Annotated in this window: 12 protein-coding genes and 3 rRNA genes; 11 read left to right on the top strand and 4 right to left on the bottom strand. The window is 67.2% G+C overall.

All coding sequences use genetic code 11. The annotated features are described in order from the left end of the window. Window positions 1-5 precede the first annotated feature (5 nt). Complete coding sequence (locus OG435_RS11955; protein ID WP_266876803.1) at window positions 6-776, top strand: sulfite exporter TauE/SafE family protein; 771 nt, start codon at window positions 6-8, stop codon at window positions 774-776. Window positions 777-855: 79 nt separating this feature from the next. Here OG435_RS11955 and OG435_RS11950 read toward each other — a convergent pair whose 3' ends face one another. The 3 genes from OG435_RS11950 to OG435_RS11940 form a co-directional block, all read right to left on the bottom strand. Continuing rightward, window positions 856-1,359, bottom strand: a complete 504-nt coding sequence (locus tag OG435_RS11950) for an HNH endonuclease (RefSeq protein ID WP_254387938.1) — start codon at window positions 1,357-1,359, stop codon at window positions 856-858. A gap of 161 nt (window positions 1,360-1,520) precedes the next feature. Then, entirely contained in the window at window positions 1,521-2,054 is a 534-nt protein-coding gene (locus tag OG435_RS11945; RefSeq protein ID WP_266876802.1) for a YbhB/YbcL family Raf kinase inhibitor-like protein, read from the bottom strand. A 91-nt stretch (window positions 2,055-2,145) separates the two neighbouring features. Then, window positions 2,146-2,928 (bottom strand): sporulation protein, encoded by a 783-nt coding sequence (locus OG435_RS11940; RefSeq protein WP_266876801.1) that lies wholly within the window; start codon window positions 2,926-2,928, stop codon window positions 2,146-2,148. 143 nt (window positions 2,929-3,071) lie between these two features. Here OG435_RS11940 and OG435_RS11935 point away from each other — a divergent pair, with 143 nt between their 5' ends. The 6 genes from OG435_RS11935 (at window position 3,072) to OG435_RS11910 (ending at window position 12,112) form a co-directional block, all read left to right on the top strand. Beyond that, a complete protein-coding gene (locus OG435_RS11935) occupies window positions 3,072-3,713 on the top strand; it encodes a DNA-3-methyladenine glycosylase (RefSeq protein WP_266876800.1) in 642 nt (213 codons plus the stop codon). Between the two features lie 537 nt (window positions 3,714-4,250). Next, a 16S ribosomal RNA gene (locus OG435_RS11930) occupies window positions 4,251-5,775 on the top strand. 284 nt (window positions 5,776-6,059) lie between these two features. Next, window positions 6,060-9,183: ribosomal RNA gene (locus OG435_RS11925) — 23S ribosomal RNA — on the top strand. A 107-nt stretch (window positions 9,184-9,290) separates the two neighbouring features. Beyond that, a 5S ribosomal RNA gene (gene rrf / locus OG435_RS11920) occupies window positions 9,291-9,407 on the top strand. Together the 16S, 23S and 5S rRNA genes form the textbook arrangement of a ribosomal RNA operon. Window positions 9,408-9,650: 243 nt before the next feature. Next, window positions 9,651-11,216 (top strand): hypothetical protein, encoded by a 1,566-nt coding sequence (locus OG435_RS50685; RefSeq protein WP_430625790.1) that lies wholly within the window; start codon window positions 9,651-9,653, stop codon window positions 11,214-11,216. Continuing rightward, window positions 11,213-12,112 carry a tetratricopeptide repeat protein gene (locus tag OG435_RS11910; protein ID WP_266881657.1) on the top strand — a complete coding sequence of 300 codons (900 nt, stop codon included), beginning with the start codon at window positions 11,213-11,215 and terminating at the stop codon, window positions 12,110-12,112. The genes OG435_RS50685 and OG435_RS11910 overlap by 4 nt, the downstream gene beginning before the upstream one ends. Before the next feature lie 72 nt (window positions 12,113-12,184). Here the strand turns inward: OG435_RS11910 and OG435_RS11905 are convergent, their stop codons facing one another. Continuing rightward, window positions 12,185-13,456: a DUF1015 domain-containing protein gene (locus OG435_RS11905; RefSeq protein WP_266876799.1), complete on the bottom strand. Its 1,272-nt coding sequence runs from the start codon at window positions 13,454-13,456 to the stop codon at window positions 12,185-12,187. A 113-nt stretch (window positions 13,457-13,569) separates the two neighbouring features. Between OG435_RS11905 and OG435_RS11900 the strand changes: the two genes are divergently transcribed. From OG435_RS11900 to OG435_RS11885, 4 genes are all read left to right on the top strand, one after another. Then, window positions 13,570-14,631 (top strand): HAD-IIA family hydrolase, encoded by a 1,062-nt coding sequence (locus tag OG435_RS11900; protein WP_266876798.1) that lies wholly within the window; start codon window positions 13,570-13,572, stop codon window positions 14,629-14,631. Between the two features lie 189 nt (window positions 14,632-14,820). Beyond that, a complete protein-coding gene (locus OG435_RS11895; RefSeq protein WP_266876797.1) occupies window positions 14,821-15,867 on the top strand; it encodes a FecCD family ABC transporter permease in 1,047 nt (348 codons plus the stop codon). Window positions 15,868-15,938: 71 nt separating this feature from the next. Continuing rightward, the gene (locus OG435_RS11890; protein ID WP_266881655.1) at window positions 15,939-16,940 is read left to right on the top strand and encodes a FecCD family ABC transporter permease; all 1,002 of its coding nucleotides are present in this window, start codon (window positions 15,939-15,941) and stop codon (window positions 16,938-16,940) included. A 14-nt stretch (window positions 16,941-16,954) separates the two neighbouring features. Beyond that, complete coding sequence (locus tag OG435_RS11885) at window positions 16,955-17,785, top strand: ABC transporter ATP-binding protein (protein WP_266876796.1); 831 nt, start codon at window positions 16,955-16,957, stop codon at window positions 17,783-17,785. Window positions 17,786-17,875: the final 90 nt, after the last annotated feature.

The following is a 17,875-nucleotide window of genomic DNA, read 5'->3' as shown; positions in this document are numbered from 1 at the left end:
CTCCCATGTCCGTCTGGGAATCACTCGCGGTCTTCGCGGCCGGCATCGGCGCCGGCACCATCAACACCATCGTCGGTTCCGGCACCCTGATCACCTTCCCGGTGCTGCTGGCCACCGGCCTGCCGCCGGTCACGGCCAACGTCTCCAACACCCTGGGCCTCGTACCCGGTTCCATCAGCGGAGCCATCGGCTACCGCAAGGAGCTCCGGGGCCAGGGCGCCCGCATCATGCGCCTCGGCGCCGTCTCCCTCGTCGGCGGACTCGCCGGCGCGATCCTGCTCCTCACCCTGCCGTCGGACTCCTTCGACACGATCGTGCCCGTCCTGATCGGCCTGGCCCTCGTGCTCGTCGTCTTCCAGCCCCGGCTGGCCGCCGCCCTGCGCAGGCGCCAGGAGGCCGCGGGAGGCGATACCGGCCATCCCGACGGCGGCCCGCTGCTGCTGTCGGGCATGCTGCTCTCCAGCGCGTACGGGGGCTACTTCGGCGCCGCCCAGGGCGTCCTCTACCTCGGCCTGATGGGCCTGCTGCTCCGCGAGGACCTCCAGCGGATCAACGCGGTGAAGAACGTCGTCGCGGCGATGGTGAACGGCATCGCGGCCGTCTTCTTCCTCTTCGTCGCCGAGTTCGACTGGACGGCCGTCCTGCTCATCGCCGTCGGCTCCACCATCGGCGGTCAGCTCGGCGCCAAGGTCGGCCGCCGCCTGCCGCCCACCGTGCTGCGCGCCGTCATCGTGACCGTCGGGATCATCGCGATCGTCCAGCTGCTGCTCCGCTGAGCGACGTAGAAAACGTACGTCGCCCAGCGCAGCCGCCTACCCGGCGGGACGAACCCGCCCTACGCGATCACTCACGGCCCTACGCGGAACGCTCCAGCCACTCCGGCAGCGCCTCCCGCCCGCCGACCCCCAGCGCGAGCAGCATGGCGTCGGCCGGCGAGGGGACGAAGGGCTTCCGGAGGAGCGGCATCCCCGCCTCCTCCGGAGTCCGGGCCGCCTTGCGGTGGTTGTCCTCGGAGCAGGAGGCCACTGTGTTTAGCCAGGTGTCCCCACCGCCCTGAGCCCGCGGAAGGACGTGGTCGACGGTCGTCGCACGCTTCCCGCAGTAGGCGCACCGGTGTTGGTCCCGGATCAACACCCCCCTCCGTGACCAGGGAGCATGTCTCCGGAAGGGCACCCGGACGTACCTGCAGAGTCTGATCACCCGCGGCAACGGAAGCTCCATCGTGGCCGCGCGCACACGGAACTCGGGATGCGCCTGTTCGACCACGGCCTTGTCCTGGAGCACCAGGACCACGGCCCGGTTCATCGTCACCGTCGACAGCGGCTCGAAGCTCGCGTTGAGCACCAGCGTGTCCCGCATCTCGCCCACCTCCCGTGTGCAGGCCCGCGACCACCCTGGCAGCAAGGCCCGCAACCACTCTGGTCGCGCGCGCCACGCGGGACAACGCAATAAAAATGCCCGGTCCTGGCCGTCTTTAGACCAGGACCGGGCTAACGCTCGGAGAACGAAGGGCGGAACGCTCAGCCCGCGGGAGCCTCGTACTCACCGACGAGCTGCGCACGCCCCAGCGTGTGGAACCGCAGATTGAACCCGACGACGGCAGGAGACACGTCCGCACCGGGACCGAGCTTCTCCTGGTCCACCGCGTACACGGTGAACACGTAACGGTGCCTTTCCCCGGCCGGGGGAGCCGCCCCGCCGAAGTCCTGGGTGCCGTAGTCGTTCCGTACGTGCACGGCCCCGGCGGGCAGCCCCTCGAACTTCCCGCTGCCCGCCCCGGCCGGCAGCCCGGTGACCGAGACCGGCAGATCGAAGAGCACCCAGTGCCAGAACCCGCTCCCCGTCGGCGCGTCCGGGTCGAAGCAGGTCACGGCGAAGCTCTTCGTCCCCTCCGGGAACCCCTCCCACTGCAGCTGCGGCGACACGTTCCCACCGGACAGCACCTGGTCGGACCCCAGATCGGCCCCGGGCTCCAGATCCGCACTGCTCACGGTGAACGCGTGCACCGCCGGGTGGAAATCGTGGGGGAGCGGCGCCCTGCTCTGCTCGGCCACTGCGGAACCTCCTACTGGGTTGAGTCGACGCTGACCTTTACCTGTACACCGGTACCTGTACCGGCACCGAGCCTAGGGGGTGGCCCGCCGCTCAGAACCAGTTGCGCTGGGAACCCACCGACGAGATCCACTGGTTCAGGTAGGCCACCCAGTCGGTGCCCTGGTAGGACTGCAGCCCCACCTGGAAGCAGCGGAAGGTGTCGCTGCCCTCGCTGAACAGGCCCGGCTTCTTGTCCATCTCCAGGACGACGTCCATCTCGCGCCCGTCGGAGACGAAGGTCAGCTCGACCTGGTTCAGCCCCCGGTACTGCGACGGCGGCAGGAACTCGATCTCCTGGTAGAACGGCAGCGTCTGCCGCGTCCCCCGGATGTGCCCGCGCTCCATGTCCGCGCTGCGGAAGGTGAAGCCCAGCTGCGCGAAGGCGTCGAGGATCGCCTGCTGCGCCGGCACCGGGTGCACGTTGATCGCGTCCAGGTCACCGGCGTCCACCGCGCGCGCGATCTCCAGCTCCGTGCTGACCCCGATGTTCATCCCGTGCAGCTGACGCCCCCCGAAGTGGGTGATCGGCGTCTCCCAGGGAATCTCCAGCCCGAACGGCACCACGTGCAGGGCGCCCGCCTGCACCTGGAAGGCACCACCGAGACGCTGCTTGGTGAAGACCACGTCCTGCTTGTACTCCTGGTCGTTGCCCTCCACCTCCACGCGCGCCTGGAGCCCGACGGACAGCCCCTCGATCTGCTGCTCCACGGACCCGCCCTGGATCCGTACCTCGCCCTGGACGATCCCGCCCGGCACGACGTTCGGCTCGGTGATGACCGTGTCGACCGAAGCACCACCGGCACCCAGGCTCGCGAACAGCTTCCTGAACCCCATGCTCTGACTCCCCTATACGACTACGACGTGCTCGAAAAAGTCCTGCTAGGCAAGACGCGCGCCACTCTGCGCGGTACTACCCCTACAAACGCGGAACCTTAGGCCCCGGTTGCAGGAGTACGCAGTCCACTACGCTCGACTGGATGAGCGCGCGCCCCGACCGTACGCCCCTGCCCCGGCCCTTCTACGACCGCCCGGTCCTCACCGTGGCCCCGGACCTCCTCGGCCGCACCCTGGTCCGCCGCACCGCGGACGGCCCCATGGAGCTGCGCATCACGGAGGTGGAGGCGTACGAGGGGGAGGCCGACCCGGGCTCCCACGCCTACCGAGGCCGGACGGCGCGCAACGCCTCGATGTTCGGTCCACCCGGACACGCGTACGTCTACTTCATCTACGGCATGTGGTTCAGCCTCAACCTGGTCTGCGGCCCACCGGGCCACGCGAGCGGAGTCCTGATCCGGGCCGGAGAGATCACCGTAGGCGCGGATCAGGCGCGCAAACGCCGTGTTTCAGCCAGAAACGACCGGGAACTGGCCAAAGGCCCGGCCCGCCTGGCCACTGCCCTGGCCGTGGACCGCTCCCTGGACGGCACGGACCTCTGCACCGGCACGGATTCCCCCCTGTCCCTGCTGACCGGCGCCCCCGTACCTCCGGACCTGGTGAGCAGGGGCCCGCGCACCGGAGTGGGCGGAGCCGGCGCGGCCCACCCGTACCGCTACTGGATCACCCACGACCCGACGGTCAGCCCGTACCGGGCCCACGCGCCACGCCGCCGCCCAACTTGACTCGGCCCCGGCGGACGCCTAACGTAGCCCGAGCCGATTGAACGGGGCACTGCTATCAGCAGACCCCCGGAGCGGCCAACCCAACACCTACGACTTACCCCTGGCGGGGTCTTATTCGGCGTGCCCGAATTCGATTCCGAACGGCCGATTATGAGCCGCACGGGATAAGCGCTAATGTGGTGGAGCACCGAAAGGCAAAGACCCCCAACGGTCACCGAATTCAAATCCTGAACCGGAAACGGCAACGGAAATGATCTGGTAGAGTTGGAAACGAAGGAAGCGCCCGGAGGGCCTGGAAACAGGAACAAAGGAAGCGTCCGTTCCTTGAGAACTCAACAGCGTGCCAAAAATCAACGCCAAAAAGTTGATACCCCGTCCATTTCGGTGGATGAGGTTCCTTTGAAAAAGACCTGTGAGGTCGCGGTTCTGCCGTGATGCTTGCAGGCAATTACACAGCGAGGACGCAGTGGACGGTCGGTCTTATTCCGACATGACTGTCCCGCTCTAAGTGCGTGTGCACCCGATTACGGGTAAACATTCATGGAGAGTTTGATCCTGGCTCAGGACGAACGCTGGCGGCGTGCTTAACACATGCAAGTCGAACGATGAAGCCCTTCGGGGTGGATTAGTGGCGAACGGGTGAGTAACACGTGGGCAATCTGCCCTTCACTCTGGGACAAGCCCTGGAAACGGGGTCTAATACCGGATAACACTCCTGCCTGCATGGGCGGGGGTTAAAAGCTCCGGCGGTGAAGGATGAGCCCGCGGCCTATCAGCTTGTTGGTGGGGTAATGGCCCACCAAGGCGACGACGGGTAGCCGGCCTGAGAGGGCGACCGGCCACACTGGGACTGAGACACGGCCCAGACTCCTACGGGAGGCAGCAGTGGGGAATATTGCACAATGGGCGAAAGCCTGATGCAGCGACGCCGCGTGAGGGATGACGGCCTTCGGGTTGTAAACCTCTTTCAGCAGGGAAGAAGCGAAAGTGACGGTACCTGCAGAAGAAGCGCCGGCTAACTACGTGCCAGCAGCCGCGGTAATACGTAGGGCGCAAGCGTTGTCCGGAATTATTGGGCGTAAAGAGCTCGTAGGCGGCTTGTCACGTCGGATGTGAAAGCCCGAGGCTTAACCTCGGGTCTGCATTCGATACGGGCTAGCTAGAGTGTGGTAGGGGAGATCGGAATTCCTGGTGTAGCGGTGAAATGCGCAGATATCAGGAGGAACACCGGTGGCGAAGGCGGATCTCTGGGCCATTACTGACGCTGAGGAGCGAAAGCGTGGGGAGCGAACAGGATTAGATACCCTGGTAGTCCACGCCGTAAACGTTGGGAACTAGGTGTTGGCGACATTCCACGTCGTCGGTGCCGCAGCTAACGCATTAAGTTCCCCGCCTGGGGAGTACGGCCGCAAGGCTAAAACTCAAAGGAATTGACGGGGGCCCGCACAAGCAGCGGAGCATGTGGCTTAATTCGACGCAACGCGAAGAACCTTACCAAGGCTTGACATATACCGGAAAGCATTAGAGATAGTGCCCCCCTTGTGGTCGGTATACAGGTGGTGCATGGCTGTCGTCAGCTCGTGTCGTGAGATGTTGGGTTAAGTCCCGCAACGAGCGCAACCCTTGTCCTGTGTTGCCAGCATGCCCTTCGGGGTGATGGGGACTCACAGGAGACCGCCGGGGTCAACTCGGAGGAAGGTGGGGACGACGTCAAGTCATCATGCCCCTTATGTCTTGGGCTGCACACGTGCTACAATGGCCGGTACAATGAGCTGCGATACCGTGAGGTGGAGCGAATCTCAAAAAGCCGGTCTCAGTTCGGATTGGGGTCTGCAACTCGACCCCATGAAGTCGGAGTTGCTAGTAATCGCAGATCAGCATTGCTGCGGTGAATACGTTCCCGGGCCTTGTACACACCGCCCGTCACGTCACGAAAGTCGGTAACACCCGAAGCCGGTGGCCCAACCCGTAAGGGAGGGAGCTGTCGAAGGTGGGACTGGCGATTGGGACGAAGTCGTAACAAGGTAGCCGTACCGGAAGGTGCGGCTGGATCACCTCCTTTCTAAGGAGCACAGTACCGATTGCAGACAAACGTTCTGCACGGTCAGCTCAGGGTGGAACGTTGATTAGTTGGCACGGTTTCCTGGATGGATCACAAGTACTGCTTCGGCGTGGAAAGTGACTCACTGACGGGGGATCGTGCTTGGCACGTTGTTGGGTATCTGAGGGTACGGCCGTAAGGTCTTATCTTCGTGATGCCGGCCCCAGTGAACTTCGCCTTTTGGGTGAGGGTGATGGGTGACTGGTCGTTGCTTGAGAACTACACAGTGGACGCGAGCATCTGTAGGCCAAGTTTTTAAGGGCGCACGGTGGATGCCTTGGCACCAGGAACCGATGAAGGACGTGAGAGGCCGCGATAGGCCCCGGGGAGCTGCCAACTGAGCTTTGATCCGGGGGTGTCCGAATGGGGAAACCCGGCAGTCGTCATGGGCTGTCACCCACTGCTGAACACATAGGCAGTGTGGAGGGAACGCGGGGAAGTGAAACATCTCAGTACCCGCAGGAAGAGAAAACAACCGTGATTCCGGGAGTAGTGGCGAGCGAAACCGGATGAGGCCAAACCGTATGCGTGTGATACCCGGCAGGGGTTGCGCATGCGGGGTTGTGGGAATTCTTTTGATCGGTCTGCCGGCCGGTCGGCGAGTCAGAAACCGTTGATGTAGTCGAAGGACATGCGAAAGGTCCGGCGTAGAGGGTAAGACCCCCGTAGACGAAACATCAGCGGCTTGCTTAAGAATCTCCCAAGTAGCACGGGGCCCGAGAAATCCCGTGTGAATCTGGCGGGACCACCCGCTAAGCCTAAATATTCCCTGGTGACCGATAGCGGATAGTACCGTGAGGGAATGGTGAAAAGTACCGCGGGAGCGGAGTGAAATAGTACCTGAAACCGTGTGCCTACAAGCCGTGGGAGCGTCGCTGTATGTGCTTGCACATACAGTCGTGACTGCGTGCCTTTTGAAGAATGAGCCTGCGAGTTAGCGGTGTGTAGCGAGGTTAACCCGTGTGGGGAAGCCGTAGCGAAAGCGAGTCCGAATAGGGCGATTGAGTTGCACGCTCTAGACCCGAAGCGGAGTGATCTAGCCATGGGCAGGTTGAAGCGGAGGTAAGACTTCGTGGAGGACCGAACCCACCAGGGTTGAAAACCTGGGGGATGACCTGTGGTTAGGGGTGAAAGGCCAATCAAACTCCGTGATAGCTGGTTCTCCCCGAAATGCATTTAGGTGCAGCGTCACGTGTTTCTTGCCGGAGGTAGAGCACTGGATAGGCGATGGGCCCTACCGGGTTACTGACCTTAGCCAAACTCCGAATGCCGGTAAGTGAGAGCGTGGCAGTGAGACTGTGGGGGATAAGCTCCATGGTCGAGAGGGAAACAGCCCAGAGCATCGACTAAGGCCCCTAAGCGTACGCTAAGTGGGAAAGGATGTGGAGTCGCAGAGACAACCAGGAGGTTGGCTTAGAAGCAGCCACCCTTGAAAGAGTGCGTAATAGCTCACTGGTCAAGTGATTCCGCGCCGACAATGTAGCGGGGCTCAAGCGTACCGCCGAAGTCGTGTCATTGCAGCAATAGGGCCAACGCCCGCTGTGATGGGTAGGGGAGCGTCGTGTGCCGGGTGAAGCAGCAGCGGAAGCTAGTTGTGGACGGTTCACGAGTGAGAATGCAGGCATGAGTAGCGATACACACGTGAGAAACGTGTGCGCCGATTGACTAAGGGTTCCTGGGTCAAGCTGATCTGCCCAGGGTAAGTCGGGACCTAAGGCGAGGCCGACAGGCGTAGTCGATGGACAACCGGTTGATATTCCGGTACCCGCTTTGAAACGCCCAATATCGAATCAGGCGATGCTAAGCCCGTGAAGCCGTTCCGGACCCTTCGGGGAAAGGAAAGTGGTGGAGCCGGCGAACCAGACTTGTAGTAGGTAAGCGATGGGGTGACGCAGGAAGGTAGTCCAGCCCGGGCGGTGGTAGTCCCGGGGTAAGGGTGTAGGCCGAGGGGTAGGCAAATCCGTCCCTCATATAAGGCTGAGACCTGATGCCGAGCCGATTGTGGTGAAGTGGATGATCCTATGCTGTCGAGAAAAGCCTCTAGCGAGTTTCATGGCGGCCCGTACCCTAAACCGACTCAGGTGGTCAGGTAGAGAATACCGAGGCGTTCGGGTGAACTATGGTTAAGGAACTCGGCAAAATGCCCCCGTAACTTCGGGAGAAGGGGGGCCAGTCCTGGTGATCGGATTTACTCCGTGAGCTGGGGGTGGCCGCAGAGACCAGCGAGAAGCGACTGTTTACTAAAAACACAGGTCCGTGCGAAGCCGTAAGGCGATGTATACGGACTGACGCCTGCCCGGTGCTGGAACGTTAAGGGGACCGGTTAGTCACATTTCGGTGTGGCGAAGCTGAGAACTTAAGCGCCAGTAAACGGCGGTGGTAACTATAACCATCCTAAGGTAGCGAAATTCCTTGTCGGGTAAGTTCCGACCTGCACGAATGGCGTAACGACTTCTCGACTGTCTCAACCATAGGCCCGGTGAAATTGCACTACGAGTAAAGATGCTCGTTTCGCGCAGCAGGACGGAAAGACCCCGGGACCTTTACTATAGTTTGATATTGGTGTTCGGTTCGGCTTGTGTAGGATAGGTGGGAGACTTTGAAGCGGCCACGCCAGTGGTTGTGGAGTCGTCGTTGAAATACCACTCTGGTCGTGCTGGATGTCTAACCTCGGTCCGTGATCCGGATCAGGGACAGTGTCTGATGGGTAGTTTAACTGGGGCGGTTGCCTCCCAAAAAGTAACGGAGGCGCCCAAAGGTTCCCTCAGCCTGGTTGGCAATCAGGTGTTGAGTGTAAGTGCACAAGGGAGCTTGACTGTGAGACCGACGGGTCGAGCAGGGACGAAAGTCGGGACTAGTGATCCGGCGGTGGCTTGTGGAAGCGCCGTCGCTCAACGGATAAAAGGTACCCCGGGGATAACAGGCTGATCTTCCCCAAGAGTCCATATCGACGGGATGGTTTGGCACCTCGATGTCGGCTCGTCGCATCCTGGGGCTGGAGTCGGTCCCAAGGGTTGGGCTGTTCGCCCATTAAAGCGGTACGCGAGCTGGGTTTAGAACGTCGTGAGACAGTTCGGTCCCTATCCGCTGTGCGCGTAGGAATATTGAGAAGGGCTGTCCCTAGTACGAGAGGACCGGGACGGACGAACCTCTGGTGTGCCAGTTGTCCTGCCAAGGGCATGGCTGGTTGGCTACGTTCGGGAGGGATAACCGCTGAAAGCATCTAAGCGGGAAGCCTGCTTCAAGATGAGTATTCCCACCTCCTTGAGAGGGTAAGGCTCCCAGTAGACGACTGGGTTGATAGGCCAGATGTGGAAGCCCGGTAACGGGTGGAGCTGACTGGTACTAATAGGCCGAGGGCTTGTCCTCAGTTGCTCGCGTCCACTGTGTTAGTTCTGAAGCAACGAACTGTTGCTGGTTTCTAGAGCTAGAACATAACTACAAAGTGTGCTTGTTCGCTCGAAACCGATTAGGGTTTCGGTGGTCATAGCGTTAGGGAAACGCCCGGTTACATTCCGAACCCGGAAGCTAAGCCTTTCAGCGCCGATGGTACTGCAGGGGGGACCCTGTGGGAGAGTAGGACACCGCCGAACAATTTTTCAAAGGACCCCTGGTCCAGCGTTCAACGCTGGAGCAGGGGTCTTTTTTGTTTTCCAGAGCTTTACGGAGCTTTACGCAGCTTTACGCCGAAGCGCGGCCATGGGTTGGTTGCGCGAGAATGACTAGCGGTACCCCGAAGACAGGAGTCACACCCATGTCCAACTCTCCCGACGATCGTCCGGAGCGCGAGCCTCGGCGCAACGACGGCGGTGACAGGGGCGGCTACCGCGGGGGCCGTGACGACCGTGGCGGCGAGCGTCCGCCGTTCCGTCGCGACGACCGGGGCGACCGCCCGGCCGGCGGCGGTGGCTTCCGCCGTGACGACCGTGGTGGCCGGCCCGCCGGCGGCGGCGACCGTCCGTCGTACCCGCGTCGCGATGACCGTCCCTCCGGCGGCGACCGTCCCACTGGTGGCGGCTTCCGCCGCGACGACCGTGGCGGCCGTCCGGCCTCCGGTGGCGACCGTCCCTCGTACCCGCGTCGTGACGACCGTGGCGGCGACCGTCCTTCGGGTGGTGGCTTCCGCGGCAACGACCGTGGTGACCGTCCCTCCGGTGGCGGCTTCCGTGGCAACGACCGCGGCGACCGCCCCTCCTTCCCCCGTCGTGATGACGACCGCGGTGGGTTCCGTGGTGGCCGTGATGACCGTGGCGGCGACCGTCCGTCGTACCCGCGCCGTGACGACCGACCCTCCGGTGGCGACCGTCCCTCGGGTGGTGGCTTCCGTCGCGACGACCGGGGTGACCGTCCCTCCGGTGGTGGCTTCCGTGGCAACGACCGGGGCGACCGTCCCTCGTACCCGCGTCGTGACGACCGTCCCTCCGGCGGCGACCGTCCCTCCTACCCCCGTCGCGATGACGACCGCGGTGGGTTCCGCGGCGGCCGTGACGACCGCGGCGGCGACCGTCCGTCGTACCCGCGTCGTGACGACCGACCCTCCGGTGGCGACCGTCCCTCGGGTGGTGGCTTCCGTCGCGACGACCGGGGTGACCGTCCCTCCGGTGGTGGCTTCCGTGGCAACGACCGGGGCGACCGTCCCTCGTACCCGCGTCGTGACGACCGTCCCTCCGGCGGCGACCGTCCCTCCTACCCCCGTCGCGATGACGACCGCGGTGGGTTCCGCGGCGGCCGTGACGACCGCGGCGGCGACCGTCCGTCGTACCCGCGCCGTGACGACCGACCCTCCGGTGGCGACCGTCCGTCGTACCCCCGTCGTGACGACCGTCCTTCGGGTGGTGGCTTCCGCGGCAACGACCGTGGTGACCGTCCCTCCGGTGGCGGCTTCCGCGGCAACGACCGCGGCGACCGCCCCTCGTACCCGCGTCGTGATGACGACCGCGGCGGGTTCCGTGACGGCCGTGACGACCGCGGCGGCGACCGTCCCTCCTTCCCGCGTCGTGACGACCGACCCTCCGGTGGCGACCGTCCTTCCGGTGGTGGCTTCCGTCGCGACGACCGGGGTGACCGTCCCACCGGTGGTGGCTTCCGCGGCAACGACCGCGGCGACCGTCCCTCGTACCCGCGTCGTGACGACCGTCCCTCCGGCGGCGACCGTCCCTCCTACCCCCGTCGCGATGACGACCGCGGTGGAATCCGCGGCGGCCGCGACGACCGCGGCGGCGACCGACCCTCGTACCCGCGTCGCGATGACCGGGGTGGCGACCGCGGTGGGTTCCGTGGTCGGGACGACCGTGGTGGCGACCGTGACTTCCGTGCGGACCGGGAGCCGGTCAAGCGGCTTCCGATCGACGACGACGTCACCGGTTTCGAGATCGATTCCGACGTTCGCCAGGAGCTGCTGAGCCTGCCCAAGGGGCTGGCCGAGGAAGTCTCCAAGAACCTGGTCATGGTGGCCCGGCTGATCGACGAGGACCCGGAGCAGGCGTACGCGTACTCGCGCATCGCCCTGCGTCTGGCCTCCCGTGTCGCCGCCGTGCGCGAGGCCGCGGGCTTCGCCGCGTACGCCAACCAGAAGTACGCGGAGGCGATCGCGGAGTTCCGCGCAGCCAAGCGGATGACCGGCTCGGTCGAGCTGTGGCCCGTCATCGCCGACTGCGAGCGCGGCCTCGGCCGCCCGGAGCGGGCACTGGCCATGGCCGGCGAGCCCGAGGTGCAGAAGCTGGACAAGGCCGGACAGGTCGAGATGCGTCTGGTCGCGGCCGGTGCCCGCCGGGACATGGACCAGCTCGACGCTGCCATCGTGACCCTGCAGAGCCCGGAGCTGGCCTCCAACTCCGTGCAGCCGTGGACCGCGCGTCTGCGGTACGCCTACGCCGACGCCCTGCTGGCGGCCGGTCGTGAGGACGAGGCGCGCGAGTGGTTCGCCAAGACCCTCGAGGCCGACAAGGACGGGGCCACGGACGCCTCCGACCGGCTCGCCGAGCTGGACGGTGTCGAGTTCGTCGACGCCTCCGCCATCGACGCGGACCTCGACGCGGACGTCGAGGTCGACGAGGCGTTCGACGACGAGGAGGACGAGGACGACGACGACCCCGAGGTCGCGGCGGCCGAGCGTGCCTCCGACCAGGCCGAGTACTACGACGAGGACGACGACGAGTACGAAGGTGACGCCGATGTCGACGTCACCGACGAGATCGTCGTGCTCGACGAGGACGACGACGATGAGGACGATGACCGTCACGACGACGACCGTCAGGACGACGGGCGTCGTGAGGCCGGAGTCCGCGACGACGGCTGAGTGAGCTGAGAAGGGCGGTACCCCCGAGGGGGTACCGCCCTTTTTTCGTTGGCCGTGTCCTGGTCGGGTCGTTCAGTCCACGCTGCGCAGGACCAGGCCGGTGGCCGGCTTCGGGCCGAAGGAGGTGGACTTGCGGGGCATCGTCACGCCCTGGCGGGCCAGCTCCCGTACGACCGACTCGCGTACGGGGTGCAGCAGGACGGCCGTGCCGCCGAGGCGCTCCGCCATCTCGACGGTGGCCTCGGTGTCGTGGATGTACGAGATCTGGTCGGGGGCGTCGGGGACGGACCAGAGCGTGTCCAGCAGGGTCGCGTGGAGGACCGTGGCGTCCAGTCGGCGCCAGGCCTCGGGGCGGTCTCCGCGGACCGTGCGCTCGATCAGGGCCGGCTCGGGGTCGGTGACCAGGTGGAAGGTGCCGTCGCCGGTGAGCAGGAAGGCGTTGCCGAGCTCCGCGGCCTCGGCCAGGGCCTCCATGGCGGCCGGCAGCGGGCCGTCGACGGCGCGGACCCGGAAGCGGCCGTCGAGGGCGGCCAGGGCGTCGGCGGGGGACAGGCGCCGGAGCAGCCGGTGGATCGCGCGGACCTGGAGCGGGTAGCGGGCGGTGTCGACGAGGAGGACCAGGCCGAAGTCCCAGGGGGTGGGGGAGCCGTGCTCCTCCTGGAGGCGCAGGTACGTGGCCCAGCGGTGGTGGCCGTCGGCGATGAGGGCCTGGCGTTCGCCCAGGTCGGCGGTGATGGCCGCCAGGTCGGCGGGGGCCGTGATCGCCCACAGGCGGTGCTGGAAGCCGTCCTCGGTGGTGGTGGAGAACAGCGGGGTGGAGCGGGCGGTGCGCTCGACGACCGCGGCCGCGCCCGTCGCCGGATCGTCGCCGAGGTAGGTCAGCAGGAGCGGTTCGAGATTGGCCGAGGTGGCGCGCATCAGGCCGGCGCGGTCGGTGACCACGTGCGGCATGACGTCCTCGTGGGGGAGGACGATCCCGGCGTCCGCCGCGGAGAGGGCGAGGGCCCCGATGACCCCGCGCTGGAGGAGCTCGCCCCGGCGCTGCTCGTAGACGTAGAGCGCGGGCACGGGGTCGGCGCTGAGGATGCCCTCGGCGAGCCAGTCGCGCAGGGTGTGCGCCGCCTGCTGGTTGCGGGCGGCGGGGGTGTCGGCCTGCGGGAGGATCAGGCGGACGATGTTGTGGGGGTCGGCGGATTCCAGGTGGTTGAGTCCGTCGGGGCGCACGACCACGTCGTACGGCGGCGAGGTCACGGCGGCCAGGCTGCCGACGCGCTCGGGGACATAGCGCAGGCCGTGGAACGGGATCAGGCGCAGTCCGTGGTCCGCGGTGCCAGATGTGGTCATTGGTGAATCGTAAGACCCGTCTCGGCATGCGGGATGATCGGGGGATTACGGAAACCGGACAAGACCGGTCTTCCCCGGCTACCGCCGGGAGGGGCCCAGGAGGAGCGGACACCATGACCCGGCAGAGCAGGACCCTTCCCGCGGGCAGTGAGCGCAGTCTGCACCAGGCGTACGACACGGCTCTGCTGGACCTCGACGGGGTGGTGTACGCGGGCGGAGAGGCCATCGCGCACGCCGTGGACTCGCTCGCGGCGGCTCGGGCCGACGGGATGCACCTGGCCTATGTGACGAACAACGCGCTGCGCACTCCGGACGCGGTCGCGGAGCACCTGGGCGAGCTGGGGATCCCGACGGAGGCCGGCGAGGTGATCACCTCCGCGCAGGCGGTGGCCCGGCTCATCGCCGAGCAGGTGGCGCCCGGGGCGAGGGTGCTGGTCATCGGTGGCGAGGGGCTGCGGGTCGCGCTGCGCGAACGCGGGCTGGTGCCGGTGGACTCCGCGGAGGAGGAGGGGCTCGCCGCGGTGGTCCAGGGGTACGGCGGGCCCGATCTGCCGTGGGGGCGGTTCGCGGAGGCCTCGTACGCGATCAACCGGGGAGTGCCGTGGTACGCCTCGAACACCGACCTGACGATTCCGGGGGCGCGGGGGATCGCGCCGGGCAACGGGGCCGCCGTGGAGGTCGTACGGATCGCCACGGGCGCGGAGCCGCAGGTGGCGGGCAAGCCGCTGCCCCCGATGCACCGCGAGACCGTGCTGCGCACCGGGGCGAAGCGGCCGCTGGTGGTGGGCGACCGGCTCGACACCGACATCGAGGGCGCCTTCAACGGGGACGTGGACTCGCTGCTGGTGCTGACCGGGGTGACGGACGCGGCGCAGCTGCTGCGGGCGGAGCCGAAGTACCGGCCGACGTACGTGGACCGGGACCTGCGCGGGCTGCTGACCGGGCAGCCCGAGGTGGTGCCGGTGGCCGGCGGCGGGTTCCGCTGCGGGGACTGGACCGCGGAGGCGTTGGACGGCGTACTGGAACTGCGCGGTGGGGGCGGCGCGGGTGCCTCCGGCGGTGGGGGCGGGGCGATGGACGGGCTGCGGGCGCTGTGTGCGGCGGCCTGGACGCAGGCGGGGGACGGCTCGTGCGGGCTGGACGCGGGGGAGGCGTTGGCCCGGCTGGGGCTTTAGGGAGCAGGGACGCAGGGGCCGGGGCGGCGGGGACCGGGACGACAGAGGCTGGGACGACAGAGGCTGGGACGACGACAGAGGCCGGGACGACAGGGGCCGCGGCGGTAGGGGTTGGAGCCCTGGTCGGAGCCCTGGGCGTCGGGCTCTTCAGGGAGCCGGGCTCGACGGAGGGTAGGCTAACCTAACTTCGTGTTGGTCCAGAGTCCTCCCGAACCGAGCGCGGCGCCGGCCGCCGCCACCCGCTCGCGCCACGGTGCGCGAGCCGCCGGTCTGCTCGCCGCCTTCGGCGTGCTCGCGCTGATCGCGGTGGCGAGCATCGCCGTCGGCGCCAAGCAGATGGCCCTCCACGAGGTGTGGCACGGCCTGTTCCACTTCTCCGGGACGGCCTCCGACGTCGTCGTACGGGACCTGCGGGTCCCGCGGACCGTCCTCGGGGTGCTCGTCGGCCTCGGCCTCGGCCTGTCCGGCGCCGTGATGCAGGCCTTGACCCGCAACCCGCTCGCGGAGCCGGGCATCCTCGGCGTCAACGCGGGGGCCGCGGCGGCCGTCGTATCGGCCGTCAGCTTCTTCGGGGCCTCCTCGCTGAGCGAGTTCGTGTGGTGGGCCTTCCTCGGCGCCGCCGTCGTCTCCGTGGTCGTGTACGTGCTCGGCGGCAGCCGCAGCGCCACGCCCGTACGTCTGGCGCTCGCCGGTACGGCGGCCAGCGCGGCCCTGATCGGGTACATCAACGCCGTGCAGCTGATGGACAGCGAGGCGCTGGACAAGCTCCGCTTCTGGACCGTGGGCTCGCTCGCCTCCGCGAACATGGACACCGTCCGGCAGGTGGCGCCCTTCCTGGTGGTCGGCGCCGTCCTCGCGCTCTGCCTGGGCCGGCCGCTCAACGCCATGGCCATGGGCGACGACACCGCACGGGCCCTCGGAGCCCATCTGACGCGGACCCGGATCGGCGCGATGATCGCCATCACCCTGCTGTGCGGGGCCGCGACCGCCGCCTGCGGGCCGATCGTCTTCGTCGGCCTGATGATCCCGCACCTCGTACGGTTCCTCACCGGCCCGGACATGCGCTGGGTGCTCGCGTACTCGGCGGTGCTCTCGCCCGTCCTGCTGCTCGGCGCCGACGTCATCGGCCGGGTCGTCACCCGGCCCGGCGAACTCCAGGTCGGCATCGTCACCGCGCTGATCGGCGGACCCGTCTTCATCCACCTCGTCCGGCGCAAGAGGACGGCCCAGCTGTGACAGTGACCGACGCACCCCGCACGGCGCGCGGGTGCCGCACCGGACCCCGGCCCGTTCGCCTGCCCGGCGGGATGTCGCTGCGCGTGGAGCGGCGCGCCCTGGGCGTCGGGGCGCTGCTCCTGGTGCTCGTGGCGGCGGCGGCCGTCCTGCTCATCGGGACCGGCGACTTCGACATCGCGCCCTGGGACGTCGTACGGACCCTGCTCGGCAACGGCACGCCCGCGCACGAGTTCATCGTCAACGACCTGCGGCTGCCGCGGGTCCTGGTCGGCCTCCTGGTGGGCGCGGCCCTCGGGATGGCCGGCGCCGTCTTCCAGTCCGTCTCGCGCAACCCGCTCGGCTCGCCGGACGTGCTGGGCTTCGGCTACGGATCGGCCGTCGGGGCGCTGCTCGTCATCGTGCTGTTCCACGGCAGCGCCGCCGAGGTGGCCGTCGGGGCCCTGGTGGGCGGGCTGGTGGCGGGAATCGCCGTGTACCTGCTCGCCTACAAGCAGGGCATCCACGGCTACCGGCTGGTCCTCGTCGGCATCGGCGCCTCCGCGATGATGATCGCCGCCATCCAGTACCTGCTGACGAGGGCGCAGCTCGTCGACGCAAGCCGCGCGATGGTCTGGCTGACCGGCTCGCTGGCGGGGCGGGACTGGGCGCAGGTCTGGCCGCTGCTCGCGACCTGCCTGGTGCTGTTCCCGCTGGTCCTCGCCCAGAGCCGGGCCCTGCGGATGATCGAGATGGGCGACGACGCGGCGTACGCCGTCGGGGTGCGGGTGGAGCGGACGCGGCTGCTGCTGATGGTGGCGGCGATCCTGCTCACCACCGCGGCCAGTGCCGCGGCCGGGCCGATCAGCTTCGTCGCGCTGGCCGCGCCGCAGCTCGCGCGCCGGCTGACCCGCTCGCCCGGGGCGAGCCTGCTGACCGGGGCGCTGATGGGCGCACTCCTGCTGCTGGTGTCCGACTGGGCCTCGCAGCGGGTCTTCGGCGCCGACCAGTTGCCGGTGGGCGTGGTGACGGGGCTGGTCGGCGGCTGCTACCTGCTCTGGCTGCTCGTCACCGAGCGGAAGACGGGCCGCATATGAGGAACCAGAGGAGCATGAGCAACCAGAGGAGCAGGCAAGTGCAGCGGCTGACCGCGGAGAACGTGACCCTCGGCTACGACCAGCGGGTCATCGCCGAGAACCTGTCGGTGGAGATCCCCGACCACTCCTTCACCGTGATCGTCGGGCCGAACGCCTGCGGGAAGTCCACGCTGCTGCGGGCCCTTTCGCGGATGCTGAGGCCGACCGTGGGGCGGGTGCTGCTGGACGGTCAGGCGATCGGGTCGCTGCCGGCGAAGAAGGTGGCCAGGACGCTGGGTCTGCTGCCGCAGTCCTCGATCGCCCCGGACGGCATCACCGTGTCGGACCTGGTCGCGCGGGGCCGCTACCCGCACCAGGGGCTGCTGCGGCAGTGGTCGGCGCAGGACGAGCGGATCGTGAACGAGTCGATGGCCTCCACGGGGGTCGCGGAACTCGCGGACCGGGCCGTGGACGAGCTGTCGGGCGGGCAGCGCCAGCGGGTGTGGATCGCGATGGCGCTGGCGCAGCAGACGCCGCTGCTGCTGCTGGACGAGCCGACGACCTACTTGGACATCCAGCACCAGATCGAGGTGCTGAACCTCTGCGCGGACCTGCACGAGGAGCAGGGGCGGACGCTGGTCGCCGTGCTGCACGATCTGAACCACGCGGCGCGCTACGCCACCCACCTGATCGCGATGCGGGACGGGAAGGTCGTGGCCGAGGGGCCGCCGGCCGAGGTGGTCACGGCGGAGCTGGTGGAGCGGGTGTTCGGGCTGCGGTGCCAGGTCATTGCGGACCCGGAGACGGGGACGCCGCTGGTGGTACCCGCGGCGCGGGTCGCTCGGGCGCGGGCTCGCGCCGAGTGAGCGCGGGTGCGGCACCGTTGCCGGCCCCCGGACCCCTGCTCCTCAAACGCCGGAGGGGCTGGATTTGGCCTGCGGAGCAGGAGCCGTGCA

This window comes from Streptomyces sp. NBC_01264, from assembly GCF_026340675.1.
Classification (GTDB): Bacteria; Actinomycetota; Actinomycetes; order Streptomycetales; family Streptomycetaceae; genus Streptomyces.
Note: the sequence above shows the minus strand (reverse complement) of the source record. Positions and strands in the feature narration are given on the sequence as shown.